The sequence below is a fragment of the Variovorax sp. GrIS 2.14 genome (genome assembly GCF_046115955.1).
Lineage (GTDB): Bacteria > Pseudomonadota > Gammaproteobacteria > Burkholderiales > Burkholderiaceae_C > Variovorax.
On sequence record NZ_JBJXIA010000003.1, the window covers coordinates 219,859 to 237,246 of the forward strand.

Consider the following 17,388-nt stretch of genomic DNA (forward strand, 5'->3'; position numbering starts at 1 on the left):
GGCCAATTAATCTCAGGGCAATTCGCGTGTGCTCGTCGGATCCGCGGTCGGCGGCAGGGCACCGCGCAAGGGGCTGGGTGCAACCGGCTTGAAGCTCTCGTTCACCAGGGGTGGAGGTATCAGACGGGTGCCTTCTATGCGGGTGTTGCCCAGCTTCGACGGTGGCAGTTCGGGAAGCAAAGGCGCCTCGCTTACGCCGCGCAGTGCCAAGTTGCTTTCGGGCTGAACGGCGATTTGCTGCGCACGGATCGCATCGTAGCGGTCGTAGGCAAAGGCTTCGCTGGCAGCGCCGTCGCGAATCACGACCGGGCGCAAAAAAATCATCAGGTTGGTCTTGTTGCGCGAGCGGGTTTCGCTCTTGAACAGGTTGCCGATGATCGGAATGTCGCCGGCCAGCGGCACTTTTTCGTTCGAGCGCGAGTAGTCGTCCTGCAGCAGGCCGCCCAACATGACGATGCTGCCGTCTTCGACCAGCACGTTGGATTCGATCGAACGTTTGTTGGTGGTCGGGCCATTGATGTCGGTGCGCGTGGCCGGATCGACGTTCGACACTTCCTGAAAGATCGCCAGCTTGACGGTGCCGTTCTCGTTGATCTGCGGCCGCACGCGCAAGGTCAGGCCGACGTCCTTTCGTTCGACCGTGGTGAACGGATTAATGGTCGACGTATTGCCGTTGGTGCTGGCGTATTGACCGGTCACAAAGGGCACGTTCTGGCCGATCACGATCTTGGCTTCTTCGTTATCGAGCGTCAGCAAATTGGGTGTCGACAGCGTGTTGCCCTCGCCATTGCTTTCGAGAAAGCGCGCCAGGAAACCAAGCACGTACTTTCCATTGATCTTGTGGCCGATGCCGAAGTTGATGCCGGTAGAAGGCCGCGTTGCCGCGTTCTTGGTGGCGATGCCTACGGCCAGGTCGATGATGTTTTGACCGCCCAGGCTCGAGTTGGTGCCGAGCACCCCGACGTTTTCTCCGCTGCCGCCCAACGCGCTCTGCCATTGCACGCCAAACTCCGCCGCCTTGGTGGCGCTCACTTCGATGATCAGGCTTTCAATCATGACCTGTGCGCGGCGACTGTCGAGCTTGTCGACGACCGCACGAATCTGTCGGTATTGCGGCTCGGCCGCTGTGATGATCAACGAATTGGTCGACGGATCGGCCTGGATCTGGCCGCCGGTCGACGGCTGGTTGGTGTTGTTGAGCGGCGTGTTGGCGGCCGACGTGCCGGCCTGGGTGGGCTGCACCTGCGACACCGGTTGAATGCCCGTAGCGTTGGGAAACGACGCACCCGCAGCACTGCCGCCGCGCGCTTCGGTCGACAGCGCAGCCCGCAGCGTGGCGGCTAACTTCACTGCGTCTGAGTTCTTGAGGTAGATGACGTAGATGTTGCCAGCTGCACCGTTGCCGCTGTCGATGGGCGCGCGGTCGAGCTTGTCGACCAGCGTGCGAACAAGCTGCGCGCGCGCCGGATTCGCGGCCCGCACGATGATGGCATTGCTGCGCGGTTCGGCCAGCAGCGTGGTGCGAAACGACGCGTCGACCGTGCCGGGCGCCGTACCTTGCGAGCCGGTGCCTTCAAGCAGTCGCGTGACCAGGGGCACCAGGTCGGTGGCGACCGAATGCTTGAGCGGAATGATGTCGACGTCTCCGGCGTTCGGCACGTCGAGTGCGGCCACGATGCGCGCCAGGCGGCGCATGTTCTCGGCATAGTCGGTGATGACCAGCGAGTTGTTGCCTGGGTTCACATTGATCGTGTTGTTGGGCGCGATGAGCGGGCGCAGCACCGGCAGCAGGTTGGCCGCCGACTCGTAGTTGAGCTTGAAGACTTGCGTGACGATCTGGTTGCCAGAGAGCGTCGAGGTGGCGCTGGTCGACGTTGTCACCGCGCTGCTTTGCAGTTTGGCGTCGGCTTCGGGAACGATCTTGTAGAGGCCGTCGGCCTGCACGATCGCAAAGCCCTGCAGTCGCAGTGCGGCAGCGAACTGGTTGAAGGCGGCGGCCGGCGAGATCGGCCGATCGGTTTGCAGATTGATGGTGCCCTTGACGCGCGGGTCGACCACCACGTCGCGGCCGGTGACGACGGCCAGTGTGCGCGCTACCGATTCGATTTCGGCGTTGTTGAAGTTGAGCGTGATCGGCTCGCCGCGGCGCGGGCCTGCGACGTCTTGAGCGAACGCGGATGGAATGCAAGCCGCTATCAAAATCTGTGCCGCGAGTGCGACCAGACCGATGCGAACGCCATGCGAAGACAAGTGCTTCATGGTCAACCCAAGGTGATGAGCGAACGCGCGCCGCTGCGCCGTCCGATGATGTTCAAAAGATTCGAAAGCGCGTCTTCGCGGCCGGCGGCGGCACTGGCCTCGCCGTCGAAGCGAAACGCCTTGCCGTTCCAGCGGCCGCTGCCGCTCAATTGCAGACTGCCTTCACGCGTGGTGAGCAGCAACGTCGGTGCCGGACCGCCGTCGAGCAGCAGCTGGTAGCTGCCCATCGGCCGCAGTGTCGAGAGGCTGGATGAAATGTCGGTGGCCGCCAGCGTGGCGCGGCCAGCCATCGCGAGTCGAGGGCCGTCCCAGCGCATCGACCAGGCGCGGGTCGACAGGTCGAGCACGCCTTCGGGCTTGAGCGTGTTCCAGGGCGCGCCGAAGCCGCTCAGAAGCGCCGCGGGCCAGCGCGACTGGCCGTCTTGCCAGTCGACCTGCACGCCGTTGGCATGCGGCGCGGCAATGAAGCGCAACGACTGTGCGGCGCAACAAGGAATGTCGAGCGCACCGGCGATGGCGTTCCAGCGCGGCCGCAGCGTCCACGCCAGCGTGCCTGGCAGCGAGATCGACTCCGCCCCGCCGCCACCGCTGGAGAACACCACGCCGGCCGTGCCGTTCCACACCGTGCCGCGTGGGTTGACCAGTTCGAGGCGCCCGTTGCTCCACTGCGCGAGGCTGGCGGCCAGCCAGCGGGCCGGTGCGAACAGCGCGAGAGCCATCGCAATGCCCAGCACCGTACCCAGGAGCGCCCAGCGCCAGCCGATGACGGCGGTCTCTGGCGCGAGGGTGGAGCGAGGGCGGGTGGCCATGGTGTTGGACGATGCGATCAAGGACGCAATCAGCGTGCCGGAAGGCTCATGACCAGGGTGCCGTCCCAGCGGACCCTGGCTGCTTCTGCAGCCGCGGCTGCAGAAGCAGCAGCGTTGGACGATCCGGTCTGGCCGAAAGCGCCCGGCGTGGCGCCACCGCCGCCGGGTGCGCGTGTCAGATGCGCTTCTCGCGGCACGGCGTGTGCGTTGCTGCGAGCCTGGCCAAACCATTGCGCCAGACCTTCGGCGGGCGCAGCGCGGACCTGCACGGTAACGCCTTCGTTGGCACCAGCAGTCTGCAGTTGTGCGTTGGCACCGAGGCTTTGGCGGACCGAAGTTTCGAGCGCACGCAACGCGTCGTCCCGGTTGGAACGGGGCTGCGACTGGAGCGCTCGCGCTTGCGTTTGCAAGGTCGTCATTTGCTGCAGTTGAGCGTCGAGCTGTGCGTGTTCCGCGGGCGCAGAGGCTAGCGTTCGCAGTGCCGGCGCCAGCGCCACCCACCAAAGCAGCGCCAGCGCGACGACCGTCGCCGCGATGATCACCAGCCGTTGCTCGCGCGGCGGAAGGTCTGGCCACCAGGCTTGCCAGCGTTCGTTGAGGGAATCGAACCACGTCATCGGGTCGCCTCCGCTTGCACCAGCAGCAAGTCGCCTTCGAGCCGGGCGCTGTAGCCTCGTGCCGAGAGCGTGGTCGCCAAGCTGTTTTCGTCGCTCGGCTGCAAGCCCAGGCCGCGCAGCCGGAGTTGTCCGGCGCTGTAGTCGATCGCCGTGGGCACGCGTCCCGGCGGCAGGCTGGCTGCCAGTGCTCCAAGCATTGGTTCGAGGTCGGCGCCGGCCACACCGCCGGTTGCCTGCTGCAGTGCGGAGACTTCGCGCGCCATTTGCAGCGGCGCATCGACCACCAGTTGCACCGAGGGAAAGGTTTGAGTCAGCACCGTGCGTACCGCGCTGCGCTTGGCATCCAGCGCGCTGCGTTCTTTCCAGGCCCAGGCATTGAGGCCGAAGAGCTGCGCCATCACAAGCACCACGGCGCCCCATCGGGCGGCTCGCCAGCGCGGTGCACGCAGAAGCGCCTGCGTGATCGATGCGAGCTTTTTGCTGGCGCGCGCGCGGCCGGTCGAGGCGAGGTCGAACTGCGCCAAGTCCCACGGCGAGTTGCTGGCCTGCATCCAGCGCTCGGCGGGCTTGACGATCGGCACGCGCCGATTGAAAAGGCCATCGGCCAACTCCGCGACGCCGGGTTCGGCCAGCAACGCGGCGCCCTCCGGCAACGGCCCGATCAACGCGAGGCTGGCGCTGTCGAGCGGCAGCACCGACACCCCCGCCGTATCGCAGACGGTGAGTTGCGCCGCGCCGGGCTCGCCGGTCGCAACCAGCATGGCTGCTGCGCCGACCGGCTGCGGGGTGAATTCAGGAATGATGCGGGCGATGCGCCGGTTGGCGGCTTCTAGCGCCTGCACCCAGCTGCGCAGCCAGATGCGGTTGCAGGCGGCGACCCAGACCGAGCCGCCCGCGCGCGCGCCGGGCTCTAGCGCGAAGTGGAGAAGCTCGGGCTCGTCGAGCAGCCGGTCTTCGAGCAGGCCGTTGAGCACCGAGCGCAGCCGTACAGCGCCACTCAGGCTGCCCGGTGGCAGGGTGAGCTGGTGCCACGACAACATCGAGGCCGGTACGCACAGCGTCACTTCATCGCTGGACGGCAGCAGCGCGGGGAGTGCACTGCCCTGAGCACGCAGCCGCCGCCCGTCGTTCGACCACGCCGCCCACGCCAGTTCAGCGCTGGCCGCGGCGGGTGACAGGGGGGCAACAACCAGTAACTGAGGCATGAATCGGCGTTTGAATCAGGGCGTCTATTGTAGGAGTTGACTGATGGATATCGCTACGAATTTGATAGCGCCGCCGGCAACCATGACGGGCGGTCCAGCTTTTTTTAACTGAGAAAGGTGACAGTGGCCGCAGTGTTCATGGTTTGCCGGCCACAGCCGTGGCGCCGGCGCCACGTTCGCGCCATACCAGCTTCACTTCGACGCCGTCTCGCTGGAGCAAGGAATGCTCTTCGACATAGGTGCGGTCGATTCGCAGACGCCCTTCGACTTCGAAAAACCGGGTGCCGACGTTGAATTCCGCGTCCTTGAGTTCTGCGGCAACCTGCGGAACCACAGTCCCTGCGTCCGCCACGGCTTTGAAAGGGTTCCGGGTACGCTGCGCGACCAGCCGCTTGGCGCCGGCCAAGTCGAGTGTGGGCACGCTGGCGAACAGCGCCTCGGCGGTGGCGGTATTGAGGTTGAGCGGCGTACCGACCGGCAGGATCGTCACATAGGGCGAAATCGCAGTCACGGTCGAGGGCGACAGGCCAAGCCATACGAGCTGGCCTGTGCGTTGCGGTAACAGCGGGCCGTTGGGATCGCTGGTGCCGGTTGCTCCTGTGGTGCTCGCGATGCCACCGCTCGCTGCGGTCGTTCCGGCGCTCCCCGTGCTGCCTGCGACGTTGGCCGTCGCAATGGTTGCCGTCGCGGCCGCGGCGCCTTGCGTCGTATTGGCACCGGCAGCCGTCGCCGAAACCGTGGCGGGCGCTGCACGTTGCAGGTTGGCGGTGAGCACCCCTACCTCTTGTGCCGGCAGTCCGAGCAGCTCGAACAGCTTTGAAAATGCCGCGACCGATGCCGGGACCGGCTTGCCGCCCGACACCAGGTTCATCACGTTGAGCTTCGATTGCGCATCGATGATTCGGCCCGACAAAAAGGCGTCGGGCAGCCCTTCGAGCGCATCGCTTGCAATGTTCTTGTCGTCTGCCAGAAAGCTCGAAAGCCGCGCTTCCTCCAGCGGCACCGCCCATGGTTCGGCGAGCGAGTCGGGGCCACCGGCACGCGCGTCTTCTCGCAGGATGAGGCGCGACCAGTCGAGCGCGCCGATCAGCACCCACGCCGCCTGCACCCGGCTGCGTTCGGCAGCTTCGACTTCGGTGGCGCGCCATTGCTGCCAAAGTGCGGCGGCGGCGAAAGTTGCGACCAGCGTCACGGTGAGCATCGCCGCCAGCAGCGCGGCCCCGCGTTGGCGAACCAGCGAGAACGACGCGTGGCGCGAGGCCGAAGTCGAACGGGTTCTCATGACTTGGGCACGTTCGCGGTCGGACGAACCCAGTCGCGCACCAGCTGGCCCGCCAGTGCCGGGCCGGGCGGCAAGTCCAGCACCAGCCGGACGCCGTCGGGCACCGGGTTCTCGGTGCCCAGCGCTTCGCTGGTCACTGCCGCGGTCCACAGGTTGGCGCGAAAGTAAGCGATCTGCCAGTTCTGCAATGGCATCAGCGCCACATCGGCACCACGGGCATCGCTGCCGCCGCCTTGTGCCCAACTGGCCGCGCGATCCCACGCCAACTGCCACTCCGTGCGCGTCACGAAGGGGGCGGATTGCCAACGACGCCAACGCTGGACGCCATCGGTGTCGCCGCGCACCGTCCATGCGACCACGTACACCACGGGCTGTGCCTGATCGGGGCCGCGCCGCGTCAGCCGCAGGGTGCGGCCGTCCCAGTCGATCGGATGCGTTTGCGACAGCGCGATCGTTGCGTCGAGATCGGCGCTCCATTGCGACAGCGTGGTCTGCAGTGTGAGCACGGCGTCACCGCGCGCGCGGTTTTGTTCGTGCGCGCGGCTCATGCCGTCGAGGCCGCGCCAGCTCATGATTGCGAGCAACGCCATCACCGCGATGGCGACCATCAGCTCGATGAGCGTGAAGCCTGTGGCGGAAGGTTTGCGCATCAGTACCTCCCGACCACGGTGGACACCCGAAGCACCGTGGCTTCGGTCGCGTCGCGCACCTGCACGTCGACGCGCCTGAAGTTGGGGTTGAGCGTTTGCGTGGTCGAGACCGTCATGCCGAAGCTGGTGTTGGCCTGGGTGCACACGGAGCCGGCCTCGCCGACGGGCGGCATCACGCGGGCAAGCCGTGCCTTGACGAGTTCGTTCTCTACGCAAAGCTGAGCCAGCAACACGTCGGATTGCCGTTGCGCGTTGCGAGTCAAGGCCATGGTGGCTTGCGTGCCCGCGGCCAGTGCGATGGCGACGATGGCGAGTGCGACGAGCACTTCGATCAGGGTGAAGCCGCGAGAGCTTCCGTTCGATCGACATGACCTCATGGCGCGCTCACCGAGAAGGGGCGTAGCCCGTCGGTCGCGATGCGCAGCGTGCGCGCCGGTGGACCATCGGCCGTCAACAAAAGCTGTTGCGCCGCAATGATCGGATCAGGCCCCAGCAACAAGGCGACCGCGGCGGTGCCATCGGTCGCGACCGGTTGCGCGTGCATGCCGGTGCTCATCCAGCTGGTCGGCAAGGCGCCCGGCGGCAACCCGTCGAACACAAATGCTTCGGGGCCATTGGGCGTCGGCCGGAAGCGCACTGCGGTGCCACTGGAACGTGACTGCGCGCGCGCCGATTCGAGCAAGGCCGCAAGCCGTTCGGCCTCGCGGTCAAGCGTGGCCTGGCCCGAATCCCGCAGCGCCAGACCGACACCGGCTGTCGCCAGCGCGATGATCGCGATGACGACGATGAGTTCGAGCAAGGTGAAGCCGGTCGCGCGCAGACCGGATCGCTGGCAGCCGACTTGGCCGCCAGCGCCGCCGTAGCCGCTGTGCAGGTTGCGGCTGTAGCGGCCGCAGCGACTATTGCCAACTGCCGATGTCGGCATTCTTGCCTTCGCCACCTGGCTGGCCGTCGGCGCCGAGCGAGAGCACATCGATTTCGCCCTTGATGCCCGGATTCATGTACTGGTAGGAGCGGCCCCACGGGTCGTTGGGCAGCTTCTCGACATACGGCTTCCAGTTGGGCGCGGCAGGCCCCGCCGTGGGCCTCACCAGCAGCGCCTGCAGCCCTTGTTCGGCCGTCGGGTAGCGCTGGTTGTCCAGGCGATACAGCTTGAGCGCCTGCATCAGGTTGTTGACATCGGTCTTGGCCGCCGTGACGCGCGCATCGTCGGCCCGCTCGATCACGTTCGGCACGATCAGCGCCGCCAGCACGCCGATGATGACCAGCACCACCATCAACTCGATCAGCGTGAATGCACGCTGCAAGAACTGCTGCCGACGGCGCTGCAGATGTCGCACGAGGGAACGGGGTGAGCGGGTCAAAAAGGTCATGAGCAATGATAATGCGGCCCCATGGCACTTCCCTACGCTCCCGCCCGTTGGCCCTCCGCGACCGCTACCGTGGTGTTGTGGGGGGTCGCTGCCGCAAGCATCGTTTTCTGGGGCCTGCGACTCACGGCACCGGCCGATGCAGCGCCGCCGCCAGCGGTCGGTGGGCTGGCCATTGTCGCGGTCGATTCGACGACCTTGTCGCGCTTTCTGGGCGGCGTGTCGACCGACCCGGTGGTTACCGCAACACCCGATGCGGCGAGCCGTTTTGCGCTGCTCGGCGTGGTGGCCGACACCGATGGTCAGGGCGTGGCGCTGATTGCGGTCGATGGCAAGCCGCCTCGCCCGTTCCGCGTCGGTGGCAGCGTGGGTGGGCGCTCAGCCGGAGGTTATGTGCTGCAGTCAGTCGGCCCGCGCGCGGCAACGTTAGGTGCAGCCGGTACCTCTGGGCCGGCCTTCACGCTGCAGATGCCTACGCGTCCGCTGGCCGTGCTGTTGCCGCCGCAAGTGCTCTCGTTGCCAGACGCGAACTGAGCGCTTCCGCGTCTGCTTTCAAGCCTTCAGGAACAGCCGATAGACCGGGTTGGCGGTTTCGTCGACATACGGATAACCGAGTGTTTCGAGAAATTCGCTAAAGGCGCCATGGTCGGCCGCCGGCACCTGCAGCCCGACCAGAATTCGGCCATAGTCGGCGCCCTGGTTGCGGTAATGAAACAGGCTGATGTTCCAGTTCGGCCGCATCAGGCTCAAGAACTTCAAGAGTGCGCCCGGCCGCTCCGGGAACACGAAGCGCAGCAATCGTTCTTCATGCGCGAGCCCTGTCCGGCCGCCGACCATGTGGCGAATGTGCTCCTTGGCCAACTCGTCGTGCGTGAGGTCGATCGTGCCGAACCCATGCGCGACGAAGGTGTCGGCAATCGTCTTCGATTCGCCACGCGTCGAGGTCGTGAGGCCGACGAACACATGCGCCTCACTGGCGTCGCTGATGCGGTAGTTGAACTCGGTGACGTTGCGTGATGCTCCCGGCACCTCGCCCACCAGTTCGCAGAAACGGCGAAAGCTGCCGCGCTCTTCAGGAATGGTGACGGCGAAAAGTGCTTCGCGTTCTTCGCCGACTTCGGCCCGTTCCGCGACGAAGCGCAACCGGTCGAAGTTCATGTTGGCGCCGCACAGGATCACTGCGTAGGTTTCGCCGCGCGTGCCGTGCGTTTCCACATACTGCTTGACGGCAGCCACGGCCAATGCGCCAGCTGGCTCGACGATGCTGCGCGTGTCGATGAACACGTCCTTGATGCCGGCGCACACGGCGTCGGTGTCGACCGTCATGAACTCGTCGACCAAGTCAGCAGCGATGCGAAAAGTCTCTTCACCGACCAGCTTGACGGCCGTGCCATCGGAGAACAAACCCACATCGACGAGCGTCACGCGTCGTTTGGCTGCGACCGATTGCATCATCGCGTCGGAGTCGCTCATTTGCACGCCGATGACCTTGATCTCGGGCCGAACGGCCTTGATGTAGTTGGCCACGCCGGAGATCAAGCCGCCGCCGCCGATGGCGACGAACACCGCATCGAGTCGACCCTGATGTTGGCGCAGGATTTCCATGGCGATGGTGCCCTGGCCGGCAATGACATCGGGGTCATCGAACGGATGGACGAAAGTCAGGCCCTGTGCCGTTTGCAGTTCGAGCGCATGCGCATAGGCGTCGGAGTAGCTGTCGCCGTGCAGATGCACTTCACCGCCCAGCGCGCGCACTGCGTTCACCTTGAGTTCGGGCGTGGTAACCGGCATCACCACCACCGCGCGTGCGCCGAGTTTTTGCGCCCCCAGCGCTACGCCTTGCGCATGGTTACCGGCCGAAGCGCAGATCACGCCGTTCGCCAACTGTTGGGCGCTCAGGTGCGCCATCTTGTTGTACGCACCGCGCAGCTTGAAGCTGAATACGGGTTGCTGGTCTTCGCGCTTGAGCAGAACCGTGTTGCCGAGACGAGCGCTCAACGCCTTGGCAGGTTCCAGCGCGGATTCGACCGCCACGTCGTACACGCGCGCCGTCAGGATCTTCTTCAGGTAGTCGGCGGGAGTGAGCGAGGTGGGCATGGGGCCGCGATCATAGTGCGCCCAAGAAAAAAGCCCCGGGTCTTGCGACTCGGGGCTAAATCCACCAATTGGAAGGGTGGAGGAGACAACCGGTGCGTCCTTGCGGAGGCGATGAAATAAAGTATATCGACAGTTTGTTGCATTGCAACAAGCGCCCGACGCTTTTCGCATACACAAACCAACTTGCAGTGTGATTTTTTTGCCTGCGACCCCGACCTTATGGAGCTACGACGATGGAATGCACAGTGAGCTGGACTGGAAATGCCGGCACGCAATCGGCAATGGGCTTTGTCGCAGAAACCGGCAGCGGCCACGTTTTGACAATGGACGGCGCAGTGGACGAGACGAAACCTGAAAACGGTGGGCGCAATCAGGCGCCGCGTCCGATGGAAACGCTTCTGGCTGGCACCGGTGGTTGTACTGCGTATGACGTGGTACTGATCTTGAAGCGCGGGCGCCATAAGGTCGAGCGTTGCAGCGTCAAGCTGACCAGCACGCGGGCTGAGAAGGATCCCAAAGTGTTCACAACGATCCACATGCACTTCACCGTCGCCGGCAAAGGCATCCCGGCCTCTGCGGTCGAGCGTGCCATCGCGCTAAGCCACGACACTTATTGCTCTGCGACCATCATGCTTGGCAAGACGGCTGAGATCACGACCAGTTTCGACCTGATCGAGACTTGATCGGCCCAGACCTTCTCATATGCGATGCGCGACTGTCGTCATCACCCGTGATACGAGCTTCATCATTCCCTTGGCGGGCGCGGGCAGTTCCTTGGCGCCGGCGCTCCATGCCTCTGCTGCGTGGCGCGCTTCGTCCATCTTCATTTGCACGATCACTGCGCGCGATTCGCGATCAGCTGCCGGTAAACGGTCCAGGTGGCCATCGAGATGCGCCTCGACCTGCTTTTCCGTCTCTGCAACGAAGCCCAGACTCCAGCGATCGCCCAGGCGGCCCGCCAACAGGCCCAGCCCGAAAGCGCCCGCATACCAGAGCGGATTGAGCAGCGACGGGCGCGCGCCCAATGCCTCCAGCCGTTCGTGCGTCCAGGCCAGGTGGTCGGTCTCCTCGCGAGCGGCGTGCAGGAAGTGCTCGCGCAGGCTTTTGTCCTTGGTGACGGCGGCCTGTGCCGTATACAGCGCCTGAGCGCAGACCTCGCCGACATGGTTCACTCGCATCAGCGCGCCGGCTTCGCGCCGCTCGATGTCGGTCAGTGCAAGTGGAGCAGCATCTGTCGCTGTCGCTGTCGCTGTAGCCGACGGGATGGGTCGCGTCGCGTACGGCGCGGAAAAAAGGGTCCGAAGTGCTGCGTCGGCTGCAATTAAAAGAGGGTCAAGGGTCGAACTCATCACCTTATTTGAACCGAAGAGCAATCACCTCGCCGTTGTGCACTTTCTATTTCACATCACGGCATCGAGGAGGCTTTCAGTCCTTTGTTGCACCCGTGCAACGAAACGCGCGGGCCAGCTGACTTTTCGGGCGAATTGTTTTGCCCTGTCGCGGCTGCTCTGGTGCAATAGCGACAACTTCCCAAAAGGAGGTTGGCCCGGGGTCCGGTGGGAGCACAAAAGTGCACAAGCACAGTGAACCCTCCGCACCGGAGCCCTATGTTTAACCTTGGAGAAACTTGCAATGAAAAAATCTCTAGTTGCTTTGGCTGCCCTGGCTGTTGCCGGTATTGCCTCGGCTCAGTCGTCCGTCACGCTGTTCGGTGTGGTCGACGCTTCGGTCAGTCACTACTCGTCCAAAGCCGAGTTGGCCAACCCGTTCGCAGTGGCGCCTTTCGTCATTCCTACCGGCATCAAGCAAAGCCAGACCGTTCTGGGCAATTCCGGCTACAACTCCAGCCGGATCGGCTTCCGTGGTACGGAAGACCTCGGCGGCGGCTTGGCTGCCAGCTTCTGGCTCGAATCGAGCATGTCCAATGATGACGGTGCCAAGGCTCTGAGCAACTTCAACCGTCGTTCGACGGTGAGCTTGTCCGGTGGTTTCGGTGAAGTTCGTCTGGGTCGTGACTACACCGCCACGTTCTGGAACGACACCGTATTTGATCCGTTCGGCACCAACGGTGTCGGCAGCAGCGCAATCTTTGGCACGAACCTCCGTTTGTCCAGCCTGCGTGGTCCAGGTGCTGCCGCAGGCGGCTCCGGCAGCGACAACTACGTTCGTACCAGCAACTCTATCGGCTACTTCCTGCCGCCAAACCTTGGTGGTTTCTACGGCCAGTTGCAATATGCACTGCCGGAAACCGTCAAGAACAGCGGTCTCGATCAGTCGCAGAAGGGTCGCTACGTCGGCGGTCGTTTCGGCTACGCCAATGGACCTCTGGACGTGGCAGTTGCCTACGGCCAAAGCACGGCTGCCGACACTCCTTCGGTCGTGACTGGCCTCGTGGTCGGTAACAGCCAGCAGCGCAAGATCGACACCCTGAACCTTGGCGCTTCGTATGACTTCGGTCCTGCAAAGTTGTTCGCTGAACTGTCGCAAGCCAAGGACAAGAACAAGCTGGGCACCTCCGCTGCGCTCGCAGGTCTTCCTTACTTCGTGACCACGAGCCAGACCGACAAGTACAACGGTGCTTTGGTGGGTGTGACTGTTCCCGTCGGCGCAGGCCTGATTCGCGCTTCGTACTCGCGTGTCAAGTTCAGCAACGGTGCAACGCCTGTCGTCAACGTGCAAAACTTCTTCAGCACGTCGAACTTCGACTCTACGGCTAACCAGCTGGCGCTCGGCTACGTGCACAACCTGTCGAAGCGCACGGCTCTGTACGCTACGATCGCAAAGCTGAAGATCACCGACGGCCAAAACAGCGCAGTCCTCGGCGGCCAGTCCATTATTCAAAGCAATGGGACGAACCCAACCGGTGGCGTGGGCAATTCGCCAGCTGGCTACACCCAGCGCAGCTCGTTGGGCTACGACTTCGGCGTCCGCCATTCGTTCTAATTTGACGCTGGCCTAGCCAGTTCAAATTGAAAAACGATAAAAGCCACTCGACGCAAGTCGAGTGGCTTTTTTTATGTCTCTAGTCGTAGGCCGGCACAGCCCTTGCACGTCTATCCGCACGGCGCTTTGCCTTTCTCTCCGTCACTCTCGTTGATGCCTTACTGATGCTCGTTTTTATTCTGCGCCGTTTGTTCCAGGCTGTCATCGTCATGGTGGTCGTGGCTTTCGTGGCCTTCCTGCTGTTCCAGTACGTGGGTGACCCCGTGGTGTTCTTGCTCGGGCAAGACGCCAAGCCCGAGCAGATCCAGCAACTAAGAGTCGATCTCGGTTTCGACAAACCTTTCGCGGTGCAGTTCTGGCACTTCCTGATCAACGCGGCGCAAGGTGAATTCGGCCTCAGCCTGCGGCAGGGCGCCAAGGTGTCGCGGCTGATCGCTGAGCGCTTGCCTGCCACGCTGGAACTCTCACTGGTGGCTGCGGTGATGGCACTCGCCATCGGGCTGCCGATGGGCGTCTATGCGGCACTGCGTCGCGGCTCGTGGGGTAGCCAGACGCTGATGGCCTTGTCGTTGCTCGGTGTTTCGTTGCCGACCTTCTTGATCGGCATTTTGCTGATCCTCGTTTTCTCCGTTTGGCTCGGCTGGCTGCCGAGCTTCGGGCGCGGAGAAGTCACGCAGCTCGGCTGGTGGTCGACCGGTCTTTTCTCGCGCGATGGCTGGAGTCATCTGATATTGCCGGCGATCACGCTGGCGGTGTTCCAGCTCACGCTCATCATGCGGCTGGTGCGTGCCGAGATGCTCGAAGTGCTGCGCACCGACTACATCAAGTTCGCGAGAGCACGAGGCCTGTCCGATCGGGCCATTCACTTCGGCCACGCACTGCGCAACACGATGGTGCCGGTCATCACCATCACCGGTCTACAGCTGGGATCGCTGATTGCTTTCGCGATCATCACCGAGACGGTCTTCCAGTGGCCCGGCATGGGCCTGTTGTTCATCCAGGCCGTCACCTATGCCGACATTCCGGTCATGGCCGCGTACCTTTGCCTCATCGCACTCATCTTCGTCACGATCAATCTGATCGTCGACCTGATGTACTTCGCAGTCGATCCGCGGCTGCGCATCTCGACGCTCGGGGGCCACTGATGTCACGCCTGCAAGTTTCTGGGCGCGCCTTTGCCCACATCGCCAACTTCTATCCGGAGATCGCCGCCTTCCGACGCGACCTCCACGTGCATCCGGAACTCGGCTTCGAAGAGGTGTACACCGGCGCCCGCGTCCATGAGGCGCTCAAGGCTTGCGGTGTCGACGAGGTGCACACCGGCATCGGCAAGACCGGACTGGTCGCGGTAATCCGCGGTCGCTCGACCGCCAGCAAACGCATGATCGGTCTGCGTGCCGACATGGACGCGCTGCCCATGAAGGAAGACAACGATTTCGCGTGGCGTTCCGCCAAGTCGGGCCTGATGCATGGTTGCGGCCACGATGGCCACACCGCAATGCTCGTCGGTGCCGCCCGCTACCTTGCCGAGACGCGCAACTTCGACGGCACGGCCGTGCTCATCTTCCAGCCCGGAGAAGAAGGCTATGCCGGTGCGCGCGTGATGATTGAGGACGGCTTGTTAGACAGCTTCCCGGTGCAGTCGGTGTACGCCATGCACAACTGGCCGGCCATGCCGGTCGGCACCATTGGCATTAACAGCGGCGCCATGATGGCCGCGGCCGATCGCATCACCATCGAGGTCACCGGCAAGGGTGGTCACGGCGCCCATGCCTACTTCACGGTCGATCCCGTGCTGGTGTCGGCGCACATCATCACGGCCGTGCAGAGCATCGTTTCGCGCAATGTGCGGCCGATCGACTCGGCGGTCATCAGCATCTGCGCGGTGCAGGCCGGCGACCTGGGTGCGATGAGCGTGGTGCCCGGCAAGGCCGTGATGGTGGGCACCGTGCGCACCTTCAGTGCGCAGGTTCAGGCCATGGTGGAGCAGCGACTCGGGGAGTTGTGCTCGTCGGTGGCGGCCGGTTTCGGTGCCACCGCAAAGGTCACCTTTGAGCGTATCTACCCCGCGACGGTCAACACGGTGGCTGAAGCACTGTTCGCTGGCGACGTGGCGCAAAGCCTGGTCGGCGTCGCCAATGTGGAACGTCAGATGGAGCCCAGCATGGGCGCCGAAGACTTCTCCTTTATGCTGCAGAAGAAGCCGGGCGCGTACCTGCGTATCGGGCAAGACGCCAAGGGCGGTGCGTTTCTGCACAACAGCCGCTACGACTTCAACGACGAGATCTTGCCGCTCGGCGCCGCGCTTCATGCCGGCTTGGTCGAGCAGGGCATGCCACTTGCAGATGCAGTTCGCACGCAGGCACCTATCAAGGAAAGCGTGAACTCCGATGTGCACCAAAAAGCTGCATCATCGTCAGCTCACTGACTTGACCTCGCTCATCTCTTTCATCCGTTTCCCAAACCCGAGGAGTTTTCCCCCATGAGTTTCAAGCGAAATATGCTCGCAGCGGCAGCGCTGTTCACGCTGACCGCCACCAGTTTGCTGGCCAACGCGCAGACCATTCGCATCGCGAACCAGGGCGATGCACTGTCGCTCGATCCGCACTCGCTGAACGAATCGCTGCAACTGAGTACCGATGCCAATGTGTACGACACCCTGGTCGGCCGCAACAAAGATCTGACGGTGGCGCCGCTGCTCGCGACGAGCTGGAAGCAGACGTCGCCCACGGTCTGGCGCTTCGAACTGCGCAAGGGCGTCAAATTTCATGACGGCACACCGTTCACGGCCGACGACGTGCTGTTCAGCTTCGCGCGGGCGTCCGGCGAGGGCTCGGACATGAAGTCGAACACCACCGACATCAAGGAAGTGCGCAAGGATGGCGACTTTGCCGTCGAGATTGAAACCAAGGGCCCGTTCCCGATCCTCCCGGACGTCATCACCCAACTCATGATCATGAGCAAGAAGTGGTGCGAGGACAACAAGGCGACGACGCCTGTGGACCGCCGCAAGGGCATCGAGAACACCGCCTCGTTCAAGGCCAACGGCACCGGCCCGTACCGCGTGCGCGAACGCCAGCCGAACGTGCGCACGGTGTTCACCCGGAATCCGACCTACTGGGGAAAGATCGAAGGCAATGTGCAGGAGGTCATCTTCACGCCCATCTCGAATCCCGCCACACGGGTCGCCGCGTTGATTTCGGGTGAAATCGACGTGATGGAGCCGGTGCCAGTACAGGACGTGGCGCGCATCAACGCCAGCCCCAACGCCCGCGTCATTGCCGGCCCCGAGCTGCGCACGATTTTTCTCGGCATGGACCAGAAGCGCGACGAGTTGCTCTACTCGAGCGTCAAGGGCAAGAACCCGTTCAAGGACAAGCGCGTTCGCCAGGCTTTCTATCAAGCCATCGACATCAACGGCATCCAGCGCACGGTGATGCGCGGCGCTTCGCGCCCCACCGCGTTGATGGTCGGTCCCGGCATCAACGGCTGGACCGCCGAGCAAGACAAGCGCTTGCCTTACGACATCGAAGCCGCCAAGAAGCTGTTGGCGGACGCAGGCTATCCCAACGGTTTCGAAGTGACGATGAACTGTCCGAACGACCGCTATGTGAATGACGGCCAGATCTGCCAGAGCGTGGCCGCCAACCTGGCGCGCATCGGCGTCAAGGTCAACCTCGCGACCGAAACCAAGGGAACCTACTTCCCGAAGATCCTGCGCCGCGACACCAGCTTCTATCTGCTGGGCTGGACCCCGACCACGTACGACTCGCACAACGCGCTCACCGCGCTGATGGCTTGCCCGGACGACAAGACCGGCGCGGGCCAGTTCAACCTGGGTGCGTACTGCAACGCGAAGGTCGACGAGCTGACCAAGAAGATCCAGTCGGAGACCGACAAGCCAAAGCGCGACGCCATGATCAAGGAAGCCTTTGCGCTGCACACCGACGACGTCGGCCATCTGCCGCTGCACCAGCAAGCGCTGGCGTGGGGTGTCAGCAAGAAGGTCGAACTCACGCAGATGGCCGACAACTACATGCCCTTCAAGTGGATGAGCATCAAGCCGTAAACGTCGATTTCCGCATCGCTTAGACAGAAGACAAAAGCAGACATAGGTCGCGCCGGCCGCAGTGGCGGGCGCGATCTTTGCAGCACC

Annotated in this window: 17 protein-coding genes; 6 read left to right on the top strand and 11 right to left on the bottom strand. The window is 63.7% G+C overall.

Features of this window, described 5'->3' with window-relative positions; genetic code table 11:
• Positions 1–12: 12 nt before the first annotated feature.
• From gspD to gspG, 9 genes are all read right to left on the bottom strand, one after another.
• A complete protein-coding gene (gspD, locus tag RCH10_RS07060) occupies positions 13–2,259 on the bottom strand; it encodes a type II secretion system secretin GspD (protein WP_409051844.1) in 2,247 nt (748 codons plus the stop codon).
• A 2-nt stretch (positions 2,260–2,261) separates the two neighbouring features.
• Positions 2,262–3,068, bottom strand: coding sequence for a type II secretion system protein N (gene gspN, locus RCH10_RS07065; RefSeq protein WP_409051845.1), 807 nt, complete (start codon positions 3,066–3,068; stop codon positions 2,262–2,264).
• Positions 3,069–3,097: 29 nt separating this feature from the next.
• Positions 3,098–3,685, bottom strand: coding sequence for a type II secretion system protein GspM (gspM, locus tag RCH10_RS07070; protein ID WP_409051846.1), 588 nt, complete (start codon positions 3,683–3,685; stop codon positions 3,098–3,100).
• Entirely contained in the window at positions 3,682–4,890 is a 1,209-nt protein-coding gene (gene gspL, locus RCH10_RS07075) for a type II secretion system protein GspL (protein WP_323499959.1), read from the bottom strand. The genes gspM and gspL overlap by 4 nt, the downstream gene beginning before the upstream one ends.
• Positions 4,891–5,026: 136 nt before the next feature.
• A complete protein-coding gene (gene gspK, locus RCH10_RS07080; RefSeq protein WP_409051847.1) occupies positions 5,027–6,172 on the bottom strand; it encodes a type II secretion system minor pseudopilin GspK in 1,146 nt (381 codons plus the stop codon).
• Complete coding sequence (locus RCH10_RS07085) at positions 6,169–6,822, bottom strand: type II secretion system protein J (protein ID WP_409051848.1); 654 nt, start codon at positions 6,820–6,822, stop codon at positions 6,169–6,171. The genes gspK and RCH10_RS07085 overlap by 4 nt, the downstream gene beginning before the upstream one ends.
• Entirely contained in the window at positions 6,822–7,199 is a 378-nt protein-coding gene (gspI, locus tag RCH10_RS07090) for a type II secretion system minor pseudopilin GspI (protein WP_187054453.1), read from the bottom strand. The genes RCH10_RS07085 and gspI overlap by 1 nt, the downstream gene beginning before the upstream one ends.
• The gene (locus tag RCH10_RS07095) at positions 7,196–7,747 is read right to left on the bottom strand and encodes a GspH/FimT family pseudopilin (protein WP_323494765.1); all 552 of its coding nucleotides are present in this window, start codon (positions 7,745–7,747) and stop codon (positions 7,196–7,198) included. The genes gspI and RCH10_RS07095 overlap by 4 nt, the downstream gene beginning before the upstream one ends.
• Positions 7,722–8,195 (bottom strand): type II secretion system major pseudopilin GspG, encoded by a 474-nt coding sequence (gene gspG / locus RCH10_RS07100; protein WP_323494764.1) that lies wholly within the window; start codon positions 8,193–8,195, stop codon positions 7,722–7,724. Before gspG ends, RCH10_RS07095 begins: the two co-directional genes overlap by 26 nt.
• Positions 8,196–8,216: 21 nt before the next feature.
• On the opposite strand from gspG, the gene RCH10_RS07105 reads away from it, so the two are divergent.
• Positions 8,217–8,726 carry a hypothetical protein gene (locus RCH10_RS07105; RefSeq protein ID WP_323494763.1) on the top strand — a complete coding sequence of 170 codons (510 nt, stop codon included), beginning with the start codon at positions 8,217–8,219 and terminating at the stop codon, positions 8,724–8,726.
• 18 nt (positions 8,727–8,744) lie between these two features.
• Here the strand turns inward: RCH10_RS07105 and ilvA are convergent, their stop codons facing one another.
• A complete protein-coding gene (ilvA, locus tag RCH10_RS07110) occupies positions 8,745–10,289 on the bottom strand; it encodes a threonine ammonia-lyase, biosynthetic (RefSeq protein ID WP_187054456.1) in 1,545 nt (514 codons plus the stop codon).
• Between the two features lie 233 nt (positions 10,290–10,522).
• On the opposite strand from ilvA, the gene RCH10_RS07115 reads away from it, so the two are divergent.
• Positions 10,523–10,972 (top strand): OsmC family protein, encoded by a 450-nt coding sequence (locus RCH10_RS07115; protein ID WP_409051849.1) that lies wholly within the window; start codon positions 10,523–10,525, stop codon positions 10,970–10,972.
• A gap of 15 nt (positions 10,973–10,987) precedes the next feature.
• Here RCH10_RS07115 and coq7 read toward each other — a convergent pair whose 3' ends face one another.
• Positions 10,988–11,638 carry a 2-polyprenyl-3-methyl-6-methoxy-1,4-benzoquinone monooxygenase gene (coq7, locus tag RCH10_RS07120; RefSeq protein WP_409051850.1) on the bottom strand — a complete coding sequence of 217 codons (651 nt, stop codon included), beginning with the start codon at positions 11,636–11,638 and terminating at the stop codon, positions 10,988–10,990.
• A 283-nt stretch (positions 11,639–11,921) separates the two neighbouring features.
• Between coq7 and RCH10_RS07125 the strand changes: the two genes are divergently transcribed.
• The 4 genes from RCH10_RS07125 (at position 11,922) to RCH10_RS07140 (ending at position 17,301) form a co-directional block, all read left to right on the top strand.
• Complete coding sequence (locus tag RCH10_RS07125) at positions 11,922–13,232, top strand: porin (RefSeq protein WP_409051851.1); 1,311 nt, start codon at positions 11,922–11,924, stop codon at positions 13,230–13,232.
• A 164-nt stretch (positions 13,233–13,396) separates the two neighbouring features.
• Positions 13,397–14,377 carry an ABC transporter permease gene (locus RCH10_RS07130; RefSeq protein WP_187054460.1) on the top strand — a complete coding sequence of 327 codons (981 nt, stop codon included), beginning with the start codon at positions 13,397–13,399 and terminating at the stop codon, positions 14,375–14,377.
• Positions 14,377–15,660, top strand: coding sequence for a M20 aminoacylase family protein (locus RCH10_RS07135; protein WP_409051852.1), 1,284 nt, complete (start codon positions 14,377–14,379; stop codon positions 15,658–15,660). The genes RCH10_RS07130 and RCH10_RS07135 overlap by 1 nt, the downstream gene beginning before the upstream one ends.
• A gap of 54 nt (positions 15,661–15,714) precedes the next feature.
• The gene (locus RCH10_RS07140) at positions 15,715–17,301 is read left to right on the top strand and encodes an ABC transporter substrate-binding protein (protein ID WP_187054462.1); all 1,587 of its coding nucleotides are present in this window, start codon (positions 15,715–15,717) and stop codon (positions 17,299–17,301) included.
• The last annotated feature ends 87 nt before the right edge of the window (positions 17,302–17,388 follow it).

What these genes read in the sequence shown, in the direction of transcription:
- RCH10_RS07125 (WP_409051851.1), top strand. Translation starts at nt 11,922, where the DNA reads ATGAAAAAATCTCTAGTTGCTTTGGCTGCCCTGGCTGTTGCCGGTATT.
- gspD (WP_409051844.1), bottom strand. Translation starts at nt 2,259, where the DNA reads ATGAAGCACTTGTCTTCGCATGGCGTTCGCATCGGTCTGGTCGCACTC.
- ilvA (WP_187054456.1), bottom strand. Translation starts at nt 10,289, where the DNA reads ATGCCCACCTCGCTCACTCCCGCCGACTACCTGAAGAAGATCCTGACG.
- RCH10_RS07140 (WP_187054462.1), top strand. Translation starts at nt 15,715, where the DNA reads ATGAGTTTCAAGCGAAATATGCTCGCAGCGGCAGCGCTGTTCACGCTG.
- gspG (WP_323494764.1), bottom strand. Translation starts at nt 8,195, where the DNA reads ATGACCTTTTTGACCCGCTCACCCCGTTCCCTCGTGCGACATCTGCAG.
- RCH10_RS07135 (WP_409051852.1), top strand. Translation starts at nt 14,377, where the DNA reads ATGTCACGCCTGCAAGTTTCTGGGCGCGCCTTTGCCCACATCGCCAAC.
- gspI (WP_187054453.1), bottom strand. Translation starts at nt 7,199, where the DNA reads ATGAGGTCATGTCGATCGAACGGAAGCTCTCGCGGCTTCACCCTGATC.
- coq7 (WP_409051850.1), bottom strand. Translation starts at nt 11,638, where the DNA reads ATGAGTTCGACCCTTGACCCTCTTTTAATTGCAGCCGACGCAGCACTT.
- RCH10_RS07095 (WP_323494765.1), bottom strand. Translation starts at nt 7,747, where the DNA reads ATGCCGACATCGGCAGTTGGCAATAGTCGCTGCGGCCGCTACAGCCGC.
- gspM (WP_409051846.1), bottom strand. Translation starts at nt 3,685, where the DNA reads ATGACGTGGTTCGATTCCCTCAACGAACGCTGGCAAGCCTGGTGGCCA.
- RCH10_RS07085 (WP_409051848.1), bottom strand. Translation starts at nt 6,822, where the DNA reads ATGCGCAAACCTTCCGCCACAGGCTTCACGCTCATCGAGCTGATGGTC.
- gspL (WP_323499959.1), bottom strand. Translation starts at nt 4,890, where the DNA reads ATGCCTCAGTTACTGGTTGTTGCCCCCCTGTCACCCGCCGCGGCCAGC.
- RCH10_RS07105 (WP_323494763.1), top strand. Translation starts at nt 8,217, where the DNA reads ATGGCACTTCCCTACGCTCCCGCCCGTTGGCCCTCCGCGACCGCTACC.
- gspN (WP_409051845.1), bottom strand. Translation starts at nt 3,068, where the DNA reads ATGGCCACCCGCCCTCGCTCCACCCTCGCGCCAGAGACCGCCGTCATC.
- gspK (WP_409051847.1), bottom strand. Translation starts at nt 6,172, where the DNA reads ATGAGAACCCGTTCGACTTCGGCCTCGCGCCACGCGTCGTTCTCGCTG.
- RCH10_RS07130 (WP_187054460.1), top strand. Translation starts at nt 13,397, where the DNA reads ATGCTCGTTTTTATTCTGCGCCGTTTGTTCCAGGCTGTCATCGTCATG.
- RCH10_RS07115 (WP_409051849.1), top strand. Translation starts at nt 10,523, where the DNA reads ATGGAATGCACAGTGAGCTGGACTGGAAATGCCGGCACGCAATCGGCA.